The sequence below is a fragment of the Natrinema versiforme JCM 10478 genome (genome assembly GCF_000337195.1).
GTDB classification, from domain to species: domain Archaea; phylum Halobacteriota; class Halobacteria; order Halobacteriales; family Natrialbaceae; genus Natrinema; species Natrinema versiforme.
On sequence record NZ_AOID01000021.1, the window covers coordinates 72,668 to 96,376 of the forward strand.

20 protein-coding genes are annotated in these 23,709 nt (G+C 66.1%); 14 read left to right on the top strand and 6 right to left on the bottom strand.

Annotated elements, in window-relative coordinates; genetic code table 11:
• The first annotated feature begins 74 nt into the window (after positions 1 to 74).
• The 5 genes from C489_RS06495 (at position 75) to C489_RS06515 (ending at position 5,390) form a co-directional block, all read left to right on the top strand.
• A complete protein-coding gene (locus C489_RS06495; protein ID WP_006430381.1) occupies positions 75 to 1,253 on the top strand; it encodes a signal peptidase I in 1,179 nt (392 codons plus the stop codon).
• A 139-nt stretch (positions 1,254 to 1,392) separates the two neighbouring features.
• On the top strand, positions 1,393 to 2,577 hold the full coding sequence (locus C489_RS06500) for a DUF5305 domain-containing protein (RefSeq protein WP_006430382.1): 1,185 nt from the start codon (positions 1,393 to 1,395) through the stop codon (positions 2,575 to 2,577).
• Positions 2,578 to 2,783: 206 nt separating this feature from the next.
• A complete protein-coding gene (locus C489_RS06505; protein ID WP_006430383.1) occupies positions 2,784 to 4,394 on the top strand; it encodes a long-chain-fatty-acid--CoA ligase in 1,611 nt (536 codons plus the stop codon).
• 242 nt (positions 4,395 to 4,636) lie between these two features.
• Positions 4,637 to 4,930 carry a MarR family transcriptional regulator gene (locus C489_RS06510; RefSeq protein ID WP_006430384.1) on the top strand — a complete coding sequence of 98 codons (294 nt, stop codon included), beginning with the start codon at positions 4,637 to 4,639 and terminating at the stop codon, positions 4,928 to 4,930.
• Between the two features lie 46 nt (positions 4,931 to 4,976).
• Positions 4,977 to 5,390 carry a hypothetical protein gene (locus tag C489_RS06515; protein ID WP_006430385.1) on the top strand — a complete coding sequence of 138 codons (414 nt, stop codon included), beginning with the start codon at positions 4,977 to 4,979 and terminating at the stop codon, positions 5,388 to 5,390.
• Positions 5,391 to 5,452: 62 nt separating this feature from the next.
• On the opposite strand, the gene C489_RS06520 is transcribed toward C489_RS06515, so the two are convergent.
• Positions 5,453 to 6,367 carry an NAD+ synthase gene (locus tag C489_RS06520; protein WP_006430386.1) on the bottom strand — a complete coding sequence of 305 codons (915 nt, stop codon included), beginning with the start codon at positions 6,365 to 6,367 and terminating at the stop codon, positions 5,453 to 5,455.
• Positions 6,368 to 6,785: 418 nt separating this feature from the next.
• Complete coding sequence (locus C489_RS06525; RefSeq protein WP_006430387.1) at positions 6,786 to 8,666, bottom strand: PINc/VapC family ATPase; 1,881 nt, start codon at positions 8,664 to 8,666, stop codon at positions 6,786 to 6,788.
• A gap of 158 nt (positions 8,667 to 8,824) precedes the next feature.
• On the opposite strand from C489_RS06525, the gene C489_RS06530 reads away from it, so the two are divergent.
• Together C489_RS06530 and C489_RS06535 are read left to right on the top strand one after the other, a co-directional pair.
• Positions 8,825 to 10,465, top strand: coding sequence for a globin-coupled sensor protein (locus C489_RS06530; protein WP_006430388.1), 1,641 nt, complete (start codon positions 8,825 to 8,827; stop codon positions 10,463 to 10,465).
• Between the two features lie 65 nt (positions 10,466 to 10,530).
• A complete protein-coding gene (locus C489_RS06535) occupies positions 10,531 to 11,637 on the top strand; it encodes a M20 family metallopeptidase (protein WP_006430389.1) in 1,107 nt (368 codons plus the stop codon).
• A gap of 38 nt (positions 11,638 to 11,675) precedes the next feature.
• Here the strand turns inward: C489_RS06535 and C489_RS06540 are convergent, their stop codons facing one another.
• The gene (locus C489_RS06540; protein ID WP_006430390.1) at positions 11,676 to 12,044 is read right to left on the bottom strand and encodes a hypothetical protein; all 369 of its coding nucleotides are present in this window, start codon (positions 12,042 to 12,044) and stop codon (positions 11,676 to 11,678) included.
• Between the two features lie 230 nt (positions 12,045 to 12,274).
• Here C489_RS06540 and C489_RS06545 point away from each other — a divergent pair, with 230 nt between their 5' ends.
• From C489_RS06545 to C489_RS06570, 6 genes are all read left to right on the top strand, one after another.
• Complete coding sequence (locus C489_RS06545; protein ID WP_006430391.1) at positions 12,275 to 13,900, top strand: carboxypeptidase M32; 1,626 nt, start codon at positions 12,275 to 12,277, stop codon at positions 13,898 to 13,900.
• Between the two features lie 93 nt (positions 13,901 to 13,993).
• Positions 13,994 to 14,737: an SDR family oxidoreductase gene (locus C489_RS06550; RefSeq protein WP_006430392.1), complete on the top strand. Its 744-nt coding sequence runs from the start codon at positions 13,994 to 13,996 to the stop codon at positions 14,735 to 14,737.
• Between the two features lie 96 nt (positions 14,738 to 14,833).
• The gene (locus tag C489_RS06555) at positions 14,834 to 15,331 is read left to right on the top strand and encodes a hypothetical protein (RefSeq protein ID WP_006430393.1); all 498 of its coding nucleotides are present in this window, start codon (positions 14,834 to 14,836) and stop codon (positions 15,329 to 15,331) included.
• A gap of 286 nt (positions 15,332 to 15,617) precedes the next feature.
• Positions 15,618 to 16,562, top strand: coding sequence for a M48 family metalloprotease (locus C489_RS06560; RefSeq protein ID WP_049890671.1), 945 nt, complete (start codon positions 15,618 to 15,620; stop codon positions 16,560 to 16,562).
• A gap of 130 nt (positions 16,563 to 16,692) precedes the next feature.
• Positions 16,693 to 17,550 carry a tRNA pseudouridine(38-40) synthase TruA gene (truA, locus tag C489_RS06565; protein ID WP_006430395.1) on the top strand — a complete coding sequence of 286 codons (858 nt, stop codon included), beginning with the start codon at positions 16,693 to 16,695 and terminating at the stop codon, positions 17,548 to 17,550.
• Between the two features lie 80 nt (positions 17,551 to 17,630).
• Complete coding sequence (locus C489_RS06570; protein WP_006430396.1) at positions 17,631 to 17,867, top strand: hypothetical protein; 237 nt, start codon at positions 17,631 to 17,633, stop codon at positions 17,865 to 17,867.
• Here C489_RS06570 and C489_RS06575 read toward each other — a convergent pair.
• The 3 genes from C489_RS06575 to hpt form a co-directional block, all read right to left on the bottom strand.
• The gene (locus C489_RS06575) at positions 17,864 to 19,228 is read right to left on the bottom strand and encodes an outer membrane protein assembly factor BamB family protein (RefSeq protein ID WP_006430397.1); all 1,365 of its coding nucleotides are present in this window, start codon (positions 19,226 to 19,228) and stop codon (positions 17,864 to 17,866) included. The two genes, C489_RS06570 and C489_RS06575, sit on opposite strands and share 4 nt — an antisense overlap.
• A 293-nt stretch (positions 19,229 to 19,521) precedes the next feature.
• The gene (locus C489_RS06580) at positions 19,522 to 20,919 is read right to left on the bottom strand and encodes a uracil-xanthine permease family protein (protein ID WP_006430398.1); all 1,398 of its coding nucleotides are present in this window, start codon (positions 20,917 to 20,919) and stop codon (positions 19,522 to 19,524) included.
• A 189-nt stretch (positions 20,920 to 21,108) separates the two neighbouring features.
• Complete coding sequence (gene hpt / locus C489_RS06585) at positions 21,109 to 21,663, bottom strand: hypoxanthine/guanine phosphoribosyltransferase (RefSeq protein WP_006430399.1); 555 nt, start codon at positions 21,661 to 21,663, stop codon at positions 21,109 to 21,111.
• A 171-nt stretch (positions 21,664 to 21,834) separates the two neighbouring features.
• Here hpt and pepF point away from each other — a divergent pair, with 171 nt between their 5' ends.
• A complete protein-coding gene (pepF, locus tag C489_RS06590) occupies positions 21,835 to 23,628 on the top strand; it encodes an oligoendopeptidase F (RefSeq protein ID WP_006430400.1) in 1,794 nt (597 codons plus the stop codon).
• The last annotated feature ends 81 nt before the right edge of the window (positions 23,629 to 23,709 follow it).

Genomic DNA, 23,709 nt, shown 5'->3' on the forward strand with positions numbered 1-23,709 from the left:
CGAGATTTATACCGACGTAGAGATATAATACGGACGAACAGTCTCTACACTATGATCGTCTTCGCCATCGTTCGATGACTGGCGGGCTCGCAAAGCGAGGGGCCGGGCTCGCGATCGCACTGGTCGTCGTCCTCCTACTGGTCGGCCAACTCCTCGGGCAACCGATCCTGCTGGGCTACGTCGCGACCGGTAGCATGGAGCCGACGATGGACGCCGGCGACGGGTTCGTCGCGATTCCCAGCATCGCCGCGGGCGATGTCGAGGAGGGCGATGTGGTCGTCTTTCAGGCGAGAGAGCTCCACGACGGCGGGCTGACGACCCACCGCGTCGTCGGCGAGACCGAGGAGGGGTACGTCACGAAAGGCGACGCGAACCCGTTTACCGATCAGGACGGCGGCGAACCCCACGTCACCGAGGGCCAGATCGTCGCCGAGGTCTTGCAGGTAAACGGCAACGTCGTGACCGTTCCGTACCTCGGGAGCGCGATCATGGGCGTCCAGGGGCTCGCCGAACGGGCCTACGGCACGATCGCGCCGATACTTGGCCTGACGACGACTGCGTCCTCGGACGGCCTCGGCTCCATGCTCGTCGCAGTCGGCGTCGCCATGCTCGGCTTCGGGACGCTGCTCGAGCGGCTCGGGCCCGGCCGGCGGGAGACACGTCGCTCGCGGTCCCGGGAGAACGTGATCGCGTTCTGGGCCGCGCTGGGACTCGTCTTACTCGTCTTCGTCACGTTCGCGACCGCGGCGATGGTCGTCCCGTCGGGGACCACCGAGTACGAACTCATCAGTACCGAGAACCCCGACGACGATCCGCAGATCGTCGCGCCGGGCGCGACGACGGAACTCTCTCGCACCGTCGACAACGCGGGCTACCTCCCGGTGGTGGTCGTCCACGAGGCGGAGAGCGGGGGGATCAGCGCCGATCCCTCGCGGCAGACGATCGGGATCCGTGACAGCGGAGAGACGACGGTGACGCTGTCGGCCCCCGAGGAGACCGGCGAGTACACGCGCCATCTCGGGGAGTACCGGTATCTCGCCGTGTTGCCGCCGTCCGTGCTGAGCTGGCTGCATTCCCTGCATCCGCTTGCGGCCATCGCGGCGGTCAACGGCATCATCGTCGGAATCGCCGTCGCCATCGTGCTCGTGCTCTTCGGCAGCGGCGACATCCGGTACCGCTCGAGCGGCGGGAACGCCCCGCTCTCGACCCGCCTCGAGCGGAAACTCCGAAAGTGGCTCCGGGACCGAGAGTAGCCGCTCGAGCCACTACCCTTATAGGAGTCTATTTCTTTCACTTACACATGCATTGTCCCGATGTCCGACCAGTTCGGAAACGAACGGTTCGGCCAGGGGGCGCGGTCGGCGGGAGCGGCCGGCTCACGGAGGACGACGGATGATCGACAATCCGCGCCTCGAGTTGCTGCTCGTCAAGCAGGGGCGGGCGATCGCCATCGCGCTGGTCGTTATCGGCGTCCTCGCGATCGCCGCGACCGGATGGGCCGTCGCGAACCCGGAGACGACGACCACGCCGCAGTTCGACGAGGAGCGCGTCGCGTCCGAGGCGGGGACGAGCGCGTACGTCACCCAGAACGGCACGCTCTGGACCGAAGGCGACCGGCTCACCGACAGTTCGGTCTACGTGCTGAACGCCTCGCCAGAACTCACTGTCGAACCGGAGACGACGCTGCGAAACGAAACCGGCGGCGTCCCGATCGAGGACGGGGACGTGACCCACGAACTGCGGATTCGGTTCGAGGCGGTCCGCGACGGCGAGACCTTCTGGAACGAGTCCCGACAAGTGCTCCGCGACTCGCCGTCGGTCGAAGACGGTGTCGCGACCTCGGAGACGACGATCGATATGGCGGCCTACCAGCAGCGACAGCGCCAACTCGAGCGCGAAATCGGCGGTATCGGTTCGGTCGAACTCACGATGGAGCTCCGCGTCGAGTACGACACGGGGAATCATCGGGGCACGTTCACGACCGCGACGCCGGTGGTGATCACGGACGACGCCTACTGGCTGGGCGGGTCGCTGTCGGATTCGGGCTCTCACAGCCATCGGAGCGGCACGGTACGGACGACTGAGTCCCGAAGCCCGGCGCTCATCGGCGGGCTCTCGGTGCTCGGCACGCTTTCGCTTGCCGGCGGGATACTCGTCGCCCGCCGGTCGCCGACGGATCTCGAGGCCGCCCGCCGCGCGGTCCACGAACAGCGGTACGCCGAGTGGATCTCGCGGGGATCGATCCCGATGTGGATCGGCGACTACCACGTCTCGCTCGATACGCTCGAGGACGTGGTCGACGTCGCGATCGACACCAACGAGCGCGTCGTCCACGACACCCAGCGGGGGCTGTTCGCGGTCGTCAACGACGGCGTCGTCTACTACTACAGCGACCGCGGGCTCTGGGAGGAGACCGCGTGGCCGGAGATGGACTTAGAGCAACAGCCGGCCGTCATCGACGGCGATCGGGAGATGTCCGTCGAGGAGATCGCGGAACTCGACCCGGCAGACGAGTTCGCGTCCCCCGACGATCCGGACGGGTTCGAAGACGACGAGGACGTCTGGGAACAACTGTAGCGTCGTCGGAGCGACGTGTGCTAAACGGTGTGGCTGGATGCGGGTTTTTGCGGGACGGATCGGAGTCGGGTCCGTCAAGCAGCGAGACGATCTTTCCTCGCCGATAGCTGTGTCCTCATGGCCACTGAACTCGACTCTCGTCTCCTCCGGTGTCTCCCAGCCGCGGATCACATAGGTATAATAGTGATAAACAAAAATCGTGATGTATGCAACGGCCACTCGTTGTCACCGATTTCCTCGAGCAGGCACGCGCCTACTACGGGGAGGAGGAAGCGATCGTGGGGACCGACGGCGACCGATTCACCTACGCCGAGTTCGGCGAGCGGGCCGACCGGTTCGCCGCGGCGTTGCAGGACCGCGGCATCGAGAAGGGCGATCGCGTCGCCGTCCTCGACCCGAACACCCACTACCACCTCGAGGCGGCCTTCGGCGCGATGCAGATCGGCGCGGTGCACACGCCGCTGAACTACCGGCTCGAGCCGGCCGACTACGAATACATCCTCTCGGACGCGGGCGTCGACGCGATCTTCGCCGATTACGAGTACGCCGAGAAGATCGAGGCGATCCGCGACGAGGTGCCGACGGAGACGTTCGTGACGAACGATCCCAACGCCGTCGAGGGGGAATGGGAAGACTTCGACGCGGTACTCGAGGAGGCGGACACCGAGTTCGACCAGCCGGAGATGGCCGAAGACGAGATCATCACGATTAACTACACCTCGGGGACGACGGGGGATCCGAAGGGCGTCTGTCGCACCCACCGGACCGAGACGCTCCACGCCTACCTGATGTCGATCTACCACGAGATCACCGACGACGACACCTACCTGTGGACGCTGCCGATGTTCCACGTCAACGGCTGGGGCCACATCTACGCGGTGACCGGCATGGGTGCCACCCACGTCTGTACGCGCGGGGTCAACCCCGACCAGGTCGTCTCGTCGATCCGCGAGGAGGATGTCTCCTTCCTCTGTGCCGCGCCGGCGGTGCTCAACCAGTTGATCGATTACTACGAGAGCGAGGGCGAACCCGAGATGATGGGCGACAAGCAGGTCCGGGTCACGACCGCCGGCAGCGCGCCGCCGGAGGCGACGATCCGGGCCGTCGAGGACCGCTTTGGCTGGTACCTGAAACACCTCTACGGCGCGACCGAGACGGGACCGCTGATCACCATCTCCGACGCGAAGCGGCTCATGACCGACGACAACCGCTTCGAGATCAAGAAACGGCAGGGGATGGGCGTGCTGGGCACCGACGTTCGCGTCGTCGACGAGGACGGCGAGGACGTTCCCCGCGACGATCAGACCCTCGGCGAGATCGTCGTCCGCGGCAACCAGATCATGGACCGCTACTGGAACAAGCCCGAGGAAACCGAGGCGGCCTTCAACGACCGCGTCGAGGGCTACTACCACACTGGCGACCTCGCGACCGTCGACGACAACGGCATGATCGCCATTCGCGACCGCAAGAAAGACATCATCATCTCCGGCGGCGAGAACATCTCGAGCATCGAACTCGAGGACACTCTGTTCGACCACGACGCGGTCGCGGACGCGGCGGTGATTCCCGCGCCGAGCGACGAGTGGGGCGAGACGCCGAAGGCGTTCGTCGTGCCGTCGAACGGCGATCCGACCGATCCGCCGGTGTCGGCGGAGGAATTGACCGAGTTCACCCGTGAGAACCTCGCGAGCTACAAGGTCGTGCGCCGAATCGAGTACGTCAAAGAACTGCCCAAGACCGCGACCGGCAAGACTCAGAAGTACGAGTTGCGCCAGCGCGAGTGGGCCGACGAGGATCGGATGATCGGCGAGGGGTGATCGCCCCGTAGCCGTCGGGCAGGGTGACAGTAACAGTCACCTGACTATATTCTGATCGAAGGGGTTGTTCGTAGTGAGTCCCGTCGTTTTTGACCGGTTTCGACGGATCGTACGTGGAACTCGGATTCGGCTTTTCGTCGGCTCAGCGCTCACTTTACCGGCAAAACCATCACGCAATCTAGTACGATTTCGAATCCGGTAAGGCTCAACTTTTATACTGCTGGGGCCTTTCGATTCGTAATATGGCAGAGACCGACGGGGAGGCGATCGAAGACTTGCCACCGAGCGCGAAACTCGTCTTCAAGGTTCTCGAGTACGACGGGCCACTAACGCAGAAACAGATCGTCGAGGAATCGATGCTCTCGGCCCGAACGGTACGATACGCGCTCGAGCGCCTCGAAGAGATCGGGATCGTCGACGAGGATATCTATTTCGCCGACGCCCGACAGAGCCTCTACCGGCTCGAGGAACCGGTCGCGGCCGACGGGAACGGCGTCGAGGAGTCCCCGAAGAAAGACGCGTGCTGCGCTGAATAACGGCGAGAACGCCAGGACTATTTTCTAGCGGTGATCGGGTTTCGATATGGACAAACAGCGGCTGCCGCGGTGGGGCTGGCTCCTGGTCGGCCTGTTTCTGGCGGCGTTGATCGCGAACCTGCTCAACTGGCTCGTCGTGCTCCCGAGCGGGCTCCCCGAGGCCTACCGATCGATTACGGTTATCGCGACCATGTCCCCGGTGTTGATCTACGTCGGCGTCTGGTACGACGCCGATAAACAGCACTACTGGACACACTCCCGGGTCCGAATCGTCGGCGATATGCTGTTCGTCGTGGCGGGGGCGACGCTTGGCTCGGCCATCACGCTCGTCGCCATCGTCGGCTTCGGTCTCACCGGCTTTCTGCAGGACGTCCTCGCGATGGCCGGCGGCTTCCTCCTGTCGTGGGGTCTGTTCTGGTGGCGCAATCCGGATCTCTACAGCGTCGACGCCGAGCGGTGAGTCCGCCGGATCCGTGCCGCGAGCGATTCCGATCCTGACCGACGCGACTGCGAGCCATCCGATTATCCGAGCGAATCCGTGCCATCGCCGACCCGTTCGTCGTCGCGGCCGGCGATTCCCGGCGTCGGCGGCGTCGTCCGTTTGTGTGCGGTGTCAGCATAGCGAGCCGCGATGTCTGCGGCCGTCTCGCGGTCGATTCGCAGTTCGCCGATGGCGTCCTCGAGCGCCAATCCCTCTTCGACGAGTCGATAAAGCAGCGGATCGATGACGTCGTACCGCGCCCCGAGTTCGTCGGCGTCGGTCTGTGTGGCCCAAAAGCCCGCCGTCGGCTCCTTGCTGACGATCCGGCGGGGGAGCCCGATGTGTTTCGCAAGCGCTCGGACCTCGGTCTTGTAGCAGTCGCCGATCGGATAGGCGTCGGCCGCACCGTCGCCGTACTTGGTGAAATAGCCGAGCAGTCGCTCCGAGCGATTCGCGGTGCCGATGACGAGCCGGGACTGACGATTCGCCGCGTAGTAGGCGACGGCCATCCGCAGCCGCGCGGTGACGTTCCCGATCTCGTGGGTCCGCTCGTCCGGCGTGCCGTCCTCGGCGTCCGGCTCGAGAGCGCTCGCAACTGTTCCTTCGAAGGCCTCGAGGAGCGGCCGCAACTGAACCTCCTCGAACTCGATGCCCATTCCCTCAGCGATCGTGCGGGCGTCGCTGACGTGGGCCTCGTCGGTTTTGGTACTGGGCAGTCCCAGCCCGAGCACGCGGTCGCTCCCGAGGGCGTCGACCGCCAGCGCCGCCGTCAGCGTCGAGTCGATCCCGCCGCTCATCGCCACGACGACGCCGTCGGCTCCGGCGTCGGCGACCCGCGTCTGGATATCGGCCACGATTTGTTCGCGAAGCGCCTCGAGCGACCGGGTGTCCGTGAGAAACGGCCCGTTCGCACGTTCGATACTCGAGTAGACGAACGTCTTCCTATCTACACTCATACGTTGGAATCACTCTGTTGTTCTCGATTCATCCAAACGATTGTCTTGTATATGAAGCTATTGCTTGTTCACGTTGTAATTTTGGTAGTAGTTCACACGCATGCGGTCGGGTGTCGCTGTTATTTCCGACAGATCGTCCATCGAACCCGCTCGAAACCCGTCTGTTTCTGTACGGATACGACAGGCCGTTCAGTTCGCCTGCCGCTTCGCCGGACCGATTTCCTCGCGCGCGCAGCGGCCCGCTCGAGGACCGCTGCGATTCGGCGCGCGCGAGACTCGAGTCCCGCCACTCCCACGCACATTCCGCTTCGACCATTCGTTCGCACATCGCTCTCGTCGCCCCTCGAAAACCCGACTCAGAAAAGTTTCTCGTCCACCGCGTTCGCTCCGAACCGCACATCGCTCGCAGGTCGACTGCCTACGACGGCACGATCGTCACCGGGTCTTTCCGGTCGATCGCTCGCTCGAGTTCCTCGGCGATCGCGCTCCCGCGAGAGACCTGAATTTCGCCGCCGCGGCTCACCGTCGCGGTGAAGAGGTACTCGCCGGCGGCCTGCACTTCGACCGTCTCGCCGTGGTTGCCATCGACGGGGATGACGATGTGTCGCGAGGTGATCTCGGGCTGGACCATCTGGCCGGGCTGTGAACCGCCGCCGCTGCCGCCGCCGTTCGCGCTGGCACCGCCGGAACCGCCGCCCGCGCCGTAGTTGGGGTTCTCGTCGTGGGTCCGGACGTCGATATCGATCCCCAGCCGGTTCTCGACGTCGGTGATGCGACCGCCGCCCTTGCCGATGACCGTCGAGATGTCGTTCTCTTCGACATAGACGACAGCCTTGTCCTGGCTCTTGAGTTCGACGTCGACGTAGCCCTGCGCGATCGAGCGGATCTCCCGTTCGATCTCCTGTTTGGCGATGCGGTCGACGCCAGACTCGTTGCCGGGGCCGCCGTCCTCGTCGTTCAGCGGGACGGTGACGACCTGTCGGTTGAACGTGTAGATCTCGTATTCTGGCTCGTCGGTCTGGAAGTTCGTGACCTGAATGACCGGACGTGCGAGGTCCTCTTCGGTGAGGCCCGCGGGGACCTTGACCTCCGTTTTCACGTCATAGACCGTGTTGACCTCGCCGGCCTCGATGTAGACGACGGTGTCGACGACCTGGGGAATCATCCCGAGTTCGACCCGCCCGACGAGCCGCTGGAGCGCGTCGATCGGCCGCGTCGCGTGGACGACGCCGATCATACCGACGCCGGCCAGGCGCATGTCCGCGAAGACCTCGAAGTCGTCGGTCTTGCGGACCTCGTCGTAGATCGTGTAGTCCGGCCGGACCATCAGCAGGGCGTCCGCGGTCTTTGCCATCTCGCCACCCAGTTCCGTGTACTGGGTGATGTCGGGGCCGACCTGCAGGTCCCGCGGTTTCTCCATCGTCTTGACCGAGTTGTCGTGATCGGAGATATAGCGGGCGACCGCCTGTGCGAACGTCGACTTCCCGGCTCCCGGCGCACCCGAGATGAGGACGCCGCGCTGGCGCTCGAGCAGGCGTTCTTTCAGCTCGTCGGCGTGCTCGTAGTCCTCGATGTCGGTCTGGGCGATCGGCCGGACGGCCGTGATCTCGATGCCGTCGGAGAACGGCGGCCGACCGATCGCGATCCGGTAGTCCCGGAACTGGACGATGTTCATGCCGGGCTCGGAGAGTTCGATGAAGCCGTCGGGGGCCTCCTTCGCGCCGTCGACGACCTCGCGGGCGTACTCGTCCATCGTCGCCTCGTCGAGCGGTTCGTCGGCGATCGTCTCGTAGCGCATGTCGCCGAGTTCGCCGCGTTTGGCCTTCGGCACGGCGTCGGTTTTGAGGTGGACGCTCATCGTCTGGTCGTCGAAGAACTCCTCGACGGCCAGAGTTCCGATCTCGCGGACCTCCGGGGAGACGTGCTCGACATCGAGGCCCTTCGCCTGTGCGACCTCGGCCTGGACGACGTCGCTGGTGACGAAAGTCGCGTCGAGGTCCTCCGCGAGGTCGCGGATCAAGGCGTCGATCTCGCCCTCGGAGGCGTGGCCGCGCTCGATGGCGTTGGGCCGCTCGCCGACGTACCGGAGTTCGATGACTCCATCATCGGCGAGGTCGGCCAGCCGCTGGAGTTCCTCCAAGCCGTCCCAGCCGCTGTCGATCCCGTCGTTGGCCTGCGCCTCGAGTTCCGCGACGACCGCTTCGGGCACGCAGATCGTCGCTCCCTCGAACTGCCCGTCTTCGATAGTCGCCGAGACGCGGCCGTCGATGACCACGCTCGTATCCGGCACGACGTTCATACGTAAACTGGTTCACGTACGCCTATAAGGGTGTTCACAGCAAATCCACGGGAATCGGTTCCAGCCCGCACACGTCATTTACTGTATGTGGGTCTCGTGTTCCTGTTCAATGGGAACACTCACGGAAACTTAACGGACTACCCGAACACGTTTCCCGCATGCAACCGCAGGAGACGTTCGGGCGCGGGGGACTCAACGGGTTTCTCGACGTCGACGACCTCGTCGATCGCATCGGGCTCGACGAGGACGAAATCGCGTGGCGAAAAGAGTTCATCGGCTTCGACGAGGAGGACGAACAGCGGCTGTCGTCCCTCGAGCCCATGGTCCAAGACAACGCCGAGGCGATCGCCGACGACTTCTACGAGAACGTGTTGCACTACGAGCAGACGCGAGCGATCGTCGACCGGTCGCCGAAAGACGTCGACGCCCTCAAGCGAACCCAGCAGGCGTATCTCGTCTCGCTGGCCTCGGGAGAGTACGACCGGGAGTTCTTCAAGAACCGGGCGCGGATCGGGAAACTCCACGAGATACTGGATATGCCCCTGAAACAGTACGTAGGGCAGTACGGTGTCTACTACGACCTGATCCTGTCCCGACTGAACGATCGGGTCCAGCAACAGGTCATCGACGCCGTCGAGGAGTGGGCCGCAGAACGCGAGGCCGACGACGGCGGCCTCGGGCGCGTCGTCGGCGCGCTGGGACTCGGCGGCGGCACCGAAGAAGCCGACGACGGCCTCGAGGACTCGTTCGAAACGGCGGTCAGAGAGGCCATCGACGACGGGATGATGGACGTCCTCTCGCTGTTGCGGATCATCAATCTCGACATGCAGGTCGCGACCGACACGTACGTCGACTCCTACGCACAGCGACTCGAGGAGTCGATCGAACGCCGCAAACGACTCGCCCAAGAGGTCGAAAACGACGTGCAGGGGCCGATCGCGGAACTCCACGAGTCGAGCGAGGTCGTCGCGAAGCGCGCGGAGGCGATCAGCGAGCACACCGAGTCACAGGCGACCGGCATCACGCGGGCTGCAAGCGAACTCAACGACGTGAGCGCCGCCGTCCAGGAGGTCGCGAGCGTTGCCGATGAGGTCAGCGAAGAGAGCGATCGAACCGAGCGACTCGCCGCCGAGGGCGTCGACGCGGCCGACGACGCGTTGGACGAACTCGAGGCGATCGAGAACGCGACGGATCGCGTGGCCGATGCCGCCGACGCGCTGGCCGAACGAACGGACGAGATCGACGAAATCGTCGACCGCCTCGACGATCTCGCCGAGCGGACGACGGTACTGGCCGCGAACGCGAAGATCGAGTCGACCAGATCGGACGCCGACGGCGGTGAGACCATGGGCGTCATCGCGAGCGAAGTCCGCTCGTTCGCCGAGCAGACGAAATCGGACCTCGCCGAGATCGAAGCCACCGTCGAGGCCGTCCGGGAGGACGCCGCGGCCACCGTCGAAACGACCGAGGAGACGGTCGCTCGCGTCGACGCCGGCACGAACCGGGTCCGTGAGACCGTCGACTCGCTCGAGGAGATCCACGAGTCGGCCCGCGAGACCGCTTCGGGGATGGAGGACATGGCGGCGGCAGCCGACCAGCAGGCCCGCGGTGTCGAGGTGACCGCACAGACGCTCGACGACCTCTCGGAGTCGGCCGACACGGTCGCGAGCGCGGCGGAGTCGGCCGCGGCGGCCAGCCAACAGCAGACGGCCAGCCTCCGCGAGGTCCGGGAGTCGGTCGCGCGCTTGACCGAGGACGGTACCGACGAAACCGTCCCGGTCTACGAACAACTCGACTGATCGCGACGGACCCACCGGTCACGGGTTTCGCTGCACTGAACACCACAGCCGTCGATACCCCGTCTATGACTTCGACGCTCGTCGAGCTGACGCGCGATCTCGTTTCGATCCCGAGCCACGACGACGCGGCCGTCGCCGGCGATTTTCTCGAGGGGTGGCTCCGTCGCGAGACCGATGCCGACGTGACGCGAGACGACGCCGGAAACGTGATCGCCCGGAAAGGCACGGGAGCCGAGACGCTCGCACTGGTCGGCCATCACGACGTCGTCGAACCGGCCCCATCGCAGGTGGCCGACGGAAGCGACGACACCGAGGCGACCGAGTACGTCGTCGACGAGCGGGATGGCCGGCTCTACGGCCGCGGAACGGCGGACATGAAGGGCGCGCTCGCGGCCGCCTTGCTCGCCTTCCGCGAGGCCGATCCCGCGGGGGAACTCGTTTTCGCGAGTTTCGTCGGCGAAGAGGTCGGCGGCGTCGGCGCGCAGTACGCAATCGAGCGGGGGTTCGCCCCCGACTACGCCGTCGTCGGAGAGGGCTCGACGAACTACTCGGGACCGGACGTTACCGACGTCGCCGTCGCCCACAAGGGCCGCCGGGGGAGTACGATCACCGCCCGCGGAACCGCCGCCCACGCCAGCGAGGCCGACGCCGGCGAGAACGCCATCTACCGCGCCACCGCGGCCGTCGACCGCGTTCGCGACCTCGAGCCCCCGTCGGTCGGCGTGACCGGCGAAACCCTCGAGGGCCGGCTCACGGTCACGGAAATCGAAGGCGGGTCGGCGATGAACGTCGTGCCCGCTCGCTGCGAGTTCACCGTCGATGAACGGACGGTACCGGGCGAACGCGCCGCCCTCGAGTCGGTCGCCGACCTCGAGGGGATCGAGTGGATGGTCGATCAAGACTTGCCGCCGATGCGGTGTGATGACGACGCGTTCGCCGACGCGGTGCTCGAGGCCGCAACCGCCGCCCAGACCGCCGATCCCGAACTCGTGACGAAACCTCACGCGACCGACGCAGGCTGGCTCTCACAGGCCGGTACCGAGTGCGTGATCTACGGGCCGTCCGAACCCGGCGAGGCCCACACCGACGACGAGAGCGTCTCCATCGAGGTACTCGAGCGCTGTCTCGAGACCTACCGGCGGGTCGCACGGGAGTGGCCGACAACGCGCTAGTACCGCCGCAGCCGTCTCGCCTCGTGAATCAGCGCCGATCAGACGCCCGGCACACCGACCGCCTCGAAGCCGGTAACGCCGAGGACGGCGAGGACATAGAGCGCGATCAGGACGGTGACCCAGGCGACGAGCCCGATCATCGCCGCGGCAGTCCAGTCGCCGGGATATCGCCAGTTGATGACGCCGATGTAGGCGATCAGGGCCAGTAGCGGGCCGACAAGGGGAATCCAGCCGACGACGAAGCCGACGATCGCCCAGACGATCGCCCCGATCAAGGCGGTGACGATGGCGTGGTCGTAGTCCCCTCTCCCGACGATGACTCGAGCCCCGGCGTAGATGCCGAGTGCACCGATCAGCAGGCTCACGACGAAAACGACGGCTGACGCGATTGGTCCAGTAAGTGCCATAGGGACGACATACGTCAGATCGGCGGAACAGTCCGGTGCTTGCAAGTTCTGTCTGGCTCTCATCGACTCGCGGACACCGCGGGAGGGTCGCGTTCGCCGCCGCCACAACGGCGTATTGACTATCACGTCGGTCGACAGTTTTCGCGACTCGGGTGACTGCCGGCGGTAATCTCGCACTCGAGTCGCCGGAACCACGACGTTGATACCGCTTCCGGGCCAACGGTACGTCTATGGCGACCGATCAGGCCCAGAGCGATGCGAGTGAGGCCGACACCTACGAGCAGTTCGAAGAGCGAGTGCGCCGCATCTCGAATATCGGGAACGCCGCCGGCATCCTACAGTGGGATCAGGAGGTCGTGATGCCCGACGACGGCACCCCGGCCCGCGCACAGCAGCTCTCGGCGCTGTCCTCGATCAGCCACGAACTGCTGACCGCCGACGAGACCGGCGACCTGCTCGAAGAGTTAGAGGGGGACACGAGCGGCGACCTCGAGGGCGAGCAGGCCGCGGTCGTCCGCGAGATCCGCCGGAAATACGACCGCGAGACGAGCGTTCCGCAGGCCCTCGTCGAGGAAATCTCGGCGACGGCCTCCAACGCCCACCCGAAGTGGAAGCAGGCCAGAGAGGAGGACGACTTCGAGCAGTTCGCGCCGACCCTCGAGAAACTGGTCGAGTTGAAGCGCGAGTACGCGAATCACATCGATCCCGACGCCGACCCCTACGCCGTCCTCTTCGCTGACTACGAGCCCTACATCGACCTCGAGACGGCCGAACGGGTCTTAGAGCGCCTGCGCGAGAATCTCGTGCCGCTGATCGATGCCGTCCAAGAGAGCGACGCGGACCTCGAGACCGAGGCCTTCGCCGGCGTCTCCGAGCCACGCTCGGATGGCTCGGAAGACGGTACGTCTTCCGGCGAGTTCGACGACGACGATCAGGAAGCCCTCGCGCGGGACGTGCTGGACTCGCTGGGCTACGATTGGGATCGGGGCCGACTCGACACCGCGCCGCATCCGTTCTCCTCGGGCACGCAGTTCGACGCCCGCGTGACGACCCGCTTCGAGGAGGACGATCTCTTGGGTTCGATCACCTCGACCATCCACGAGTTCGGCCACGCCAACTACACGCAGGGCCTGCCCGACGAGGGCTACGGCACCCCGCTCGGCGAGGCGCGGGACCTCTCGGTCCACGAGTCCCAGTCTCGCCTCTGGGAGAACCACGTCGGCCGCTCCCGCCCCTTCTGGGAGCACTTCCTGCCGATCGCCCGCGAGCGGTTCCCCGAACTCGAGGCCGTCTCCCCCGAAGAGGCCTACGAGGCCGCGAATCAGGTCCACGACGACAACCTCATTCGGGTCGAGGCGGACGAACTCACCTACCACCTCCACATCGTGATTCGCTTCGAGATCGAACGCGACCTGATCAGAGGCGACCTCGAGGTCGCGGAAGTCCCCGAAGTCTGGAACGACAAGTACGAGGAGTACCTCGGCGTGCGCCCCGAGACGGACGCGGAGGGCTGCCTGCAGGACATCCACTGGTCCCACGGCGACTTCGGCTACTTCTCGACGTACTCGCTGGGATCGGTGCTCGGGGCCCAGTTGTACGCCGCCGCGGAAGACGATATCGCAGCGCGAGCCGACGGCGACCGCGAGGACGATCGCGGCCCCTTCGACGACCAGATCCGCGAGGGCGAGTTCGACGACCTCAACGGCTGGCTCCGCGAGAATATCCACCAGCACGGCAAACGCTACGTCACCCCTGACCTGATCGAGAACGCGACCGGCGAAGGGCTGACAGCCGACTACTTCCTCGAGTACGTCGAGTCGAAGTACGGCGAGTTGTACGACCTCGAGGACTACTGAGCGCCGTTCGATCGACCTCGTTTCGCCCGCGATCACCGGCGAAACCGTTCCGCGACCCTCGTTTTTAGGGTCGATGCCGCCTTAGTCGCCGGCATGTCCGACTCACTCGAGCAGGGAACGGCGATCGTTACGGGCGCGAGTTCCGGCATCGGCGCGGCGACCTGTCGCGAACTCGCGGCCGAGGGCGCAAACGTCGTTCTCGCGGCACGCAGCGAAGACCAACTACGGGAACTCGCCGACGACCTCGAGGCGACCCACGACGTCGAGACGCTGGTCGTCCCGACGAACGTCCGGGAGGAAGACGACGTCGACGCGCTCATCGAGGCGACCGTCGAGACGTTCGGCGGGTTCGACGTGCTGGTGAACAACGCGGGACTGGGCCGGGGCAGCGAGGTCGAGTCGCTGTCGACCGACGACTACGAGACGATGCAGGAGACCAACGTCGACGGCGTCTTCTACGCGACGCGGGCGGCGATCCCCCACGTCCGCGAACGCGACGGCCACCTGATCTTCGTCGGCAGTTTCGCCGGCCGGCACCCGCGACCGGCCAACCCGGTCTACGCGGCTACGAAGTGGTGGGTTCGGGGCTTCGCCAAGAGCCTCGCGGCTCAGATCGGCGACGCCGATGTCGGAGTCACGATCGTCAATCCCGCCGAGGTGCGCACCCAGTTCGAGACGCCCGACGGCGAGACCTTCGCCGACCGGTACGACGAGGACGAGGCGAGCGATCCCACGGAGATCGCCGCCGCGATCCGATTCGCCGCGAGTCAGGACCACTCGAGCGTGAGCGAACTCGATATCAACCCGCGAGAGAAGTTCGCCGAGACCTTCCACTGAGTGGTACGGATTGGCTGTCGGACTCCACAAATCACGTAAAAGGAGGTTGGAACTGCCGGGTCTGGACTCACCCGTCCCGGGCCCCCTCCCTTGAGTATGCGAGTCTCCGTTCCCGGTGCTCCGGGCGTGTACTTCGACACTGACGCGGAATCGACGGCGATCAACGTCGCCCTGACCGCCGCCGGGCGGCGAGCGCCGAAACCGCAAGGGTACGCCATTCAAGCCCTGCCCTACCTCTGGTCGTTCGATGTCGACCTCCAAGAGGTCCCGACCGACCACCCGATCCAGTTCCTCCATCCGGAGGGCGCGCGGAGTCTGGGCGAGATCTCGCCCCAGCGCGGCGTCCGCGAGGCCGGCACCGAACTCGAGTCAGTGCTGCGATTCGTCTGGTCGGTCAACGAGGAAGTCGAGTCGGCGACGACCCACCTCCTCGGGGCCGCGCCCGCATCCGAGGACGAGGGCGTGACCATCGAGATTCAGGAGGGCAGCGTCGGCGTCGCCGGATCGGAACTCGGGACCGACGAGTTCGACATCGACGAACCCGAATTCGACGACGCCGAGGGCGACGAGTTCGACACCGGCGACGAACTGTGATTCGCCACCGATAGCGCCGCCCAACGATCCCGATACTGGTCGGTGCTGCCCTCCAGCGATTCGCGATACTCGTGCTGCTGTTCGGCGGCTTTCTCGAACTGAGCTCGGAGGGCTGATGTCGGATTCGTCCTGTTTGCCGTCCTTATCGGCACGATTGGCCTCGCTATCGAATGCCGGTCGCAGGGACTCGAGCGGTGGCCGCTGCATGTATTGATCCGGTAACATTTTAATCGGTCACCCGAATCCAGCGACTATGGCCGCCACCACGTTCGGTCTCCGCGCACGGATGGTCGCCGCCGTCCTCGGCCTTGCGGTCGTCACGCTCGGACTACTTGCGGGTGTCTGGGGCGTGTTCTACGGCGTGCTCTCGTTTCTGGGATTCGCGTTCGCGTCCCACGTCGCAGCGGTCACCACCGCCGGGACGCTGGTGACGATCGGGTATCTCGAGTACAGACACCTCGAGACGATCGAGCGGCTCGCGGACGCCCACCCCGTGGACCGGGAGACGGCACCGGAGCTGTACGAGACAACGACACGGGTCGCGGCCCAGCTCGGCGTCCCTGTGCCGACAATCGCCGTCTCCGAGAGAGACGTCCCCGAAGCGATGGCCGTCGGCTTCCGACCGGAGTCGGTGCATCTGGTGCTCTCGCTGGGGGCGCTCGACGCGCTCGAGGGGCAAGCGGAACTGGAGGCGGTGATCGCACACGAACTCGCCCACGTCAGAAACCGCGACGCAATGGTCATGACGGCCGTCTCCGTGCCCGTCGTGCTCGCCGACGGGCTGAAATCGCGGATCGATCGGATCGACGATCCCGGCTGGGCTGTGATCATCACCGTGCCGCTCGGATTTCTGTCGGCGGGCGTCTGGATCGTCGGGCGAACGATCACGGCCCGCCTCTCCCGAGTCAGGGAGCGAGCGGCGGATCGAGCCGCCGCGGCGGTGACCGGCTCGCCCGCCGCGCTCGCCAGTGCGCTCCGGCGGTTAGACCGGGAGGTCGCCGACACGCCGACTCGAGACCTCCGCGACGCGTCGAGCGTCTCCTCGTTGTCGATCATCTCGCTCGAGCCCGCCGAGCCCGAAAAGGTCATGCTCGGCCCGGAGGGCGACACCGAGCCGTCGTACTGGGTGCTTCGAAAATGGCACCACCGACTCGAGCGCTACCTCTTCGAAACGCACCCGCCGACGGACGAACGGCTCGACGCGTTGGCGGCACTCGAGCGCGAGCGGTAGCTCCGGCGGTCCGACGACCGGGAGCTGCAAACGGACTCCGCTTCAGACGGACCCGAACGGAGCGCCGCGCTCGCCGCCGGGACACAGCGAACCGTATAACACGCTGGCCCCGCTGGATCGACTCGAGACCATGCCACTGCGCGCGTTCCGGATCGCTTACGACGGGAGAGACTACCACGGCTTCCAGCGCCAACCCGACGTTTCGACCGTCGAGGACGCTATCTTCGATTCGCTCCGCGCGCTCGATGTCCTCGAGGAAGATGCCGACAAGCCCGCGGGCTACGCGGCTGCCGGTCGCACCGATGCCGGCGTATCCGCGCTCGCCCAGACAATCGCGCTCGAGGCCCCCGACTGGCTCGCGCCGCGAGCGCTGAACGCCGAACTGCCCGCGGACATCCGGGCGTGGGCGGCCGCCGAGGCTCCGGACGGGTTCCACGCGACCCACCACGCGAGCCGCCGGAAGTACACGTATCACCTGTACGCGCCGCCTGCCGGCGAAGCGACGCGCGATTCCGCCGCCGATCCGATCGCACCCGCCGTCGACGATGACCGGTTCCGCGCGGCCTGCGAGGCGTTGTCCGGGACCCACGACCTGCACAATCTGACGCCGGACGATCACAACACCGAGCGCTCGCTGTCCCTGGGGGCTCGCCGGGACGGCGACTACCTCGTCGTTACCGCCGCTGCAGGCGGCTTCGCTCGAGAACTCGTCCGCCGGCTCGTCTCGCTGGCTCGCGCGGTCGGCACCGGCGAGTCGCCGCTCGAAAAAATCGACCGCGTCCTCGAGCCCGAGCCGTTGCCCGGTCACGAGGGAGTCGCGCCCGCGCCGCCGGAGCGGCTCGTGCTGACCGACGTGGACTACCCCGATCTCGCCTTCGAGATCGACGACGACGCGGCCGCGAGCGCTCGAGCGGTGTTCGACCGCCGCCGCGTCGATCGGCAGACAGGGGCTCGCGTCGCCGGGCAGATGGCCGACGGGATTCGCTGACCGGCCGGAACCCGACTCGAGCGAGATCGCACTCGAACGGCAGACGAGCGTTTTTCACGGCCGCGGACACACGTCGGCGCATGGAACTCTCACCGGAGGAGTACGGTGCCTACTGGCGCGCGTCGATCCGCGTTTCCGCCGGACTCCTCGTGGTCTTCTTCGGACTCCGCCTCACGTCGCCGCTGCGGAGCCACCCCGAGATCGGCGCATCCGCCCTCGGCGTCGTGTTGCTCGTCATGCTCGTCCTCGCCGGGACGTTCGTCGCGGTACTCGGCCTCGCTCGGGTCGTCCGGACCGCGGTCGACGCGGAGAGTTAGGATTCGTCGAGTGCGTAGCACGCTCCGCTATCGTCGCCGACGACGACGGTCCCGTCGGCGACCGCCGGTGATGCAACGACGCGACTCTCGGTCGGGATTCGCCACAGTCCCTCGCCGTCCGTAACCGAGACGGCGACGATCCCCTGCGTGGTCCCGACGACGACCACGTCGCCGGTGATCGCGGGCGAGGACCAACTCGGCGCTAACTGGGTCGTCATCGGTTCGACTCGAGCCGATGACCCCGCGCCCATCGCCGCCGTCGAGTCGGCAGTCGCGGCCGCTATCGATTCGACGCCCTCGAGCGGAGCTTCCCACCGCGTGCTCCCGTCGCTTCGCTCGAGGGCGACGAGGCGATCGTCGGGATCGTGTCCGACGACGATGTCCTCGCCGACGGCGACCGAGGGCTTCATCCCCGTTCGTTCCTGCCGGTTGGCCGCATCGACCCATGGTCTCGTTTGGCGTCCGCTCATCGTCTCGAACGCGTCGTTGCTCTGCCACTCGAGATCGCCGCTCTCCATCGATATCGCGATCGGGGTCGAACCGCCGACGTAGACCGTGCCGTCCGCGACTGCCGGCGAGGAGCGCACTGCCCGCTCAGTCCCGTAGGTCCACTCGCTTGAGCCGTCCGCCGCGTCGAACGCTGCGACGCCCGCCTCGGTGCCAACGATCACTCGGCCGTCGACCACGGCCGGTGAGGAGACGACGGCTTCCGACTGTTGGGCCTGTGAAAACGTCGTCCAGCCGGCCGTCGCGGCCGAGCGCCACGTCACGCTCTCGTCCGCGAGCGAGACCGCTACGAGGTCTCCGTCCGGCGTTCCGACGTACACCGTTCCGTCGACTACCGTCGGTGACGACGACGGTCCTGGACGAGCCTGTTGCTGGCTCAGCAGACTCGCGTTCGTCTCCCCGCTATCGAACGGAATTCGGCGCTTTTCGGCCCCGTCGCGATCGACTGCGACCAGCCCGTCACCGACCGGACAGACCACCGCGTCGTCCGTGACGGCCGGCGAGCCGGTCCGCTCGGTCTCGAACTCGACCGTCCACAGCTCCTCGCCGGACTCGACCTCGAGCGCGTGTAGCGCCGACTCAGCGGCGAGGAAGGCCGTTCCGTCCGACACCGCTGCTGTCCCCGGGCCCGGTGAGAGATCGATGCGCCACCGTTCCGCCGGCTCGTCTCGCGGAGCCGCTGTTTCGACGATGCCCGCGTTCGACGGCCCTGCACGGAACGACTCCCACGAACCACCGTCGTCCGTCGAGTTCGGCTCGTTGCCCGAGCCCGTCGAATCACCGAGACAGCCGGCACCGAGTGTGAGCGCCGTCCCGCACGTACCGAGCACTGCGCGTCGCGAAATGTCCCCCATGTCCCTGCCACCGAACTGTCGGCGCTAAAAGGTTTCCCGTCGAGAACGTCCGTAACGGTAACTAGTCCGACCGAAAGTCTCGGGCATCGACACCAGCCACGGCCGTGAATCGAGCCAACTCTCGGCTGCGTGCATGCCCGATCCGTACGCCTGCCCCAGCGGTCCCCCACGGAAATCGCCCGCAACGATCCGCGGTATGACTCGCCTCTCGAGTTCGCGGCCGAGCGACAAAAGAGCGGGTCGGCAAGCCGACGGCCGGCCGGTCTGGTCGAGCGAGCGGCCGTAGAGACGCCTCAGTCGTCGGTCGGGCCAGCGGCCGCGGCGTCGGCATCGGTATCTGCGTCCGCGTCCGCCTCGGGCACACGAGCGTCGAACAGCGGGCTCTGCTCGCCGGGAACGAACGTGTTGAGCAGCAGCGCCGAGAGCGCGGTGACGATGACCGGCTGTCCGAAGAACGTTTCAGCCGCGCTCGGAAGCCCCGAGAGCGCTTCAGGCGTGGTCGCAATGCCGAGTCCGAGGCCGAGCGAGACGGCGACGACGACCGTGTTCCGGCGGTCGAGGTCGGCGTTCGTGATGACTAGCCGGAAGCCGCTGGCCGCGACCATGCCGGCCATGAGCAGGACCGCGCCGCCGAAGACCGCGCTGGGGATCGTCGTGACGGCCGCGCCGACCTTCGGGCTCAGACCGAGGACGGCGAGGAAGACGCCGCCGATACCGACGACGTGCCGGCTCATCACGCCGGTGAAGTTGACGATACCGACGTTCTGGGAGAAGGAGGTGATCGGGAACGCGGCGAAGACGGCACCGATCGAACTCAGGAGCCCGTCGGTGAACAGCCCGCCGCGGAACTCCTCGTTCGTCGGATTTCGCCCCTCGGCGGCCGTGACGCCGGACATGTCGCCGACCGTCTCCATCGCGGAGACGAGAAAGAGGAAGGCGAAGGTGACGATCGCGATCGGTTCGAACTCGAAGCCGAATCGGGTGGGTGCCGGCAGGGAGACCCACGCGGCGTCGCCGACGGCCCCAAAGTCGACGAGCCCGGCAGCGAGCGCGGCGACGTAGCCGACGACGATCGCGACGAGGATCGAAAGCAGTCGCGTGACCCCGCGCGTGAACATGTTGAGACCGACGGCGATCGCGAGGACGAGCCCGGCGAGACCGATGTGGTGGAGCGCGCCGAAGTCGGCGGCGTCGGCCCCACCGGCGGCGTAGTCCATGGCGACGGGCACGAGATAGAGGCCGATGATGACGACGACGAGGCCGGTCACCAGCGGCGGGAAGAAGGGTTTGATTCGCTTGAACTGCCAGCCGATGAGGCCTTCGACGACGAATCCCGTAACGAGGATCGCGCCGAACACCGCGGCCATCCCGAAGTCCGCGCCGATCGAGATCGATGCGCCCACGAACGTGAAACTCGAGCCCATGACGATCGGCAGGCGAGCGCCGACCGGGCCGACGGTGTAGGCCTGGACGATCGTCGCCAGCCCGGAGAACAGGAGGACCATCTGGACGATGTAGGCCGTGTCCGCCGGAGCGAGTCCGACCCCGCCCGCGACGACGTAGGCCACTGCCGTCGCCGGCACGATCATCACCGCGACGTGTTGCAAGCCGAGCAGAATCGATTTCGGTAACGGCGGTTTGTCGTCCACTCCGTACTCGAGTTGGATGCCCCCGTCCTCGTCCGTCGACATTGTATGGCCGCCTGATTGCAGAGGGGTGCATAAAAGGTTTCGTAAACGAGCCCAATACGGCGCTATTCGCGGCCACAGTATGCATGTTTGTGATTACTTCGGTGCGATCAGTCGACCGATGGCTCGAGGCTGATTTGCGGCCGGTTCGGAGGAGCGATTATCGATATCGACCCGGTTCGCGCGGGACGGTTACGGTTTCGAGTGGACCGTTACCTCGCCGTTCTCGACCGTGATATCGACGAGACTCGTCGCGTCGTACTTCGTGTCGTCGAGCGCCGAGTCGCCGACCTTCCGCAATACGACGACGATGTCGACGATATCGGCTCCGATGCCGTCGAGGGCGTCGCAGATCGCCGCCAGCGTGCCACCGGTCGAGAGCATGTCGTCGACGATCACGACGCGGTCCCCGTCTTCGACGTCGTTGATGTACATCTCCGACTCGGAGTAGCCCGTCTCCTGGTGTAAGGAGACCTCGCCCTCGAGCCCGTAGGGGCGCTTGCGGATGACGACCAGCGGGATGTCAGTCTGGAGCGAGAGCGCGGTCGCGAGGTGGATCCCCATCGCCTCGGGCGCGATGATCTTGTCGACGTCCAGATCCGCGGTTTGCATCACCTCAGTCACGACTTCCCGCAACAGGGTGGGATCGAGCTGTGGCACGCCGTTGCTGATCGGGTGGACGAGGTACTCGTAGCCGTCCTTATCGATGATCGGTGCGTCGTCCAACGACTCGAGGAGTTTCTCCATGCAGACGATTCGGGAAATCGGAGTGAAAAGCGGTTCGTTCTTCCGGTTCCGACGCGACCTGCGTCGAAGCGACGGACCGACCGCGGTAGCGACCGTTCGACACCGACCGCCTCGCTGCCGCGGGTGACGGCGTCCGATACCCTTTACCATCTTCGTTCCGAAATTCGGGCCATGAGTTCCGTTCCCGACCGCTCCGAGGTCGACGAGGAATACACGTGGGACCTCGAGAGCATCTACGCGACCGACGACGACTGGGAGGCCGCCGCTGAGGCAGTCGCCGAGCGCGTCGCGGATCTCGAGACGTACGAGGGACAGGTCACCGACGACGCCGAGACCCTCCTCGAGGTGCTCGAGCTCCGCGACGAGGTCATGCGGGAGGTCTCGACGGTCGCGGCCTACGCCCGGATGCGTCGTGACGAGGACACGACGAACCAGCAGTATCAGGCGCTGACGGCCCGATCGCAGTCGCTCGCGGCCGACGCCCAGTCCGCGGCTTCGTTCATCGACCCCGAGCTCCAAGAGCTGACCCGCGAGGAGTTCGACGCGATGGTCGACGACGAACCGGGTCTCGAGACCTACGACCACTACGTCGACGACGTGCTCCGGATGAAACCGCACACGCGCTCGGCGGAAGTCGAGGCGCTGCTCGCCGATCTGAGCGAAGTGACTGGCGCGACCGGCGAGGTCTACAACATGCTCTCGAACGCGGACATGGAGTTCCCGACCGTCGAAGACCCTGACGGGGACGCGGTCGAGATCACCCAGAGCAACTTCACGAACCTGCTCAAGCGCCCCAAGCGCGACTTCCGGCGGCGGGTCTACGAGGGCTACTTCGACGAGTGGGAATCGATGCGGAACACGGTCGCGGCGTCCTACAAGAACAGCGTCAAAGCGGACGTCAAGACCGCTCGAGCCCGCAACTACGACACTGCGCGCGAAGCCGCACTCGACGGCCCGAACGTCCCCGTCGAGGTCTACGACACGCTCGTCGATACCGTCCACGACAACATCGACAAGCTCCACCACCACGCCGAACTCAAAGAGCGGGCGCTCGGCGTTGACGACCTGCAGATGTGGGACATCTACATGCCCCTGACCGGCGACGAGGGCCCCGACCTCGAGTACGACCAGGCGACCGAGTACGTCGTCGACGCCCTCGCGCCACTCGGCGAGGAGTACCAGTCCCAGGTGGCCGAAGGCCTCGAGTCCCGCTGGGTCGACGTCTACGAGAACGAAGGCAAACAGTCGGGTGCCTACTCCGGGGGCACCTACGACACCCAGCCGTTCATCCTGCTGAACTACCAGCAGGACATCTCCTCGATGTACACGCTGGCCCACGAACTCGGCCACTCGATGCACTCCGAACTCACCAAGGACGAACAGCCCTACATCTACTCGAACTACGAGATCTTCGTCGCCGAGGTCGCCAGCACGGTCAACGAGGCCCTGCTGACCAACCACCTGCTCGAGACCGTCGACGACCCCGAGTTCCGAAAGCACGTCCTCAACGAGTTCTTAGAGCGGGTGCGCTCGACCCTCTATCGGCAGACCCTCTTCGCCGAGTTCGAACACGAGACGCACCGCCTCGAGGAGGCGGGCGAACCCCTCACCGCCGACCGGCTGGACGACCTCTACCGCGGGCTCAAGGAAGACTACTACAAGCCGGCGGTCATCGACGACCGCATCGCCCGCGAGTGGATGCGCATCCCCCACTTCTACCGGGCCTTCTACGTCTACCAGTACGCGACCGGCATCTCCGCCGCGCTCGCTATCGTCGACGACGTGCTCGAGCGGGGCCAGCCCGCGGCCGAGGATTACCTCGAGTTCCTCCGCCGGGGCTCCCGCGAGTACCCGCTCGAACTCCTCCGGATCGCCGGCGTCGACATGAGTTCCTCGGCCCCGATCGACCGCGCGCTCGAGACCTACGGCCAGCGTCTCGACGAATTCGAGTCCCTGCTCGACTGATCGGCCGGCCGCCCGATCCGGTATTTGGGTTCGCGGAACCGATCTCGCGCCGAGCGACCCCGTATATGCAAGGGGCTGGCT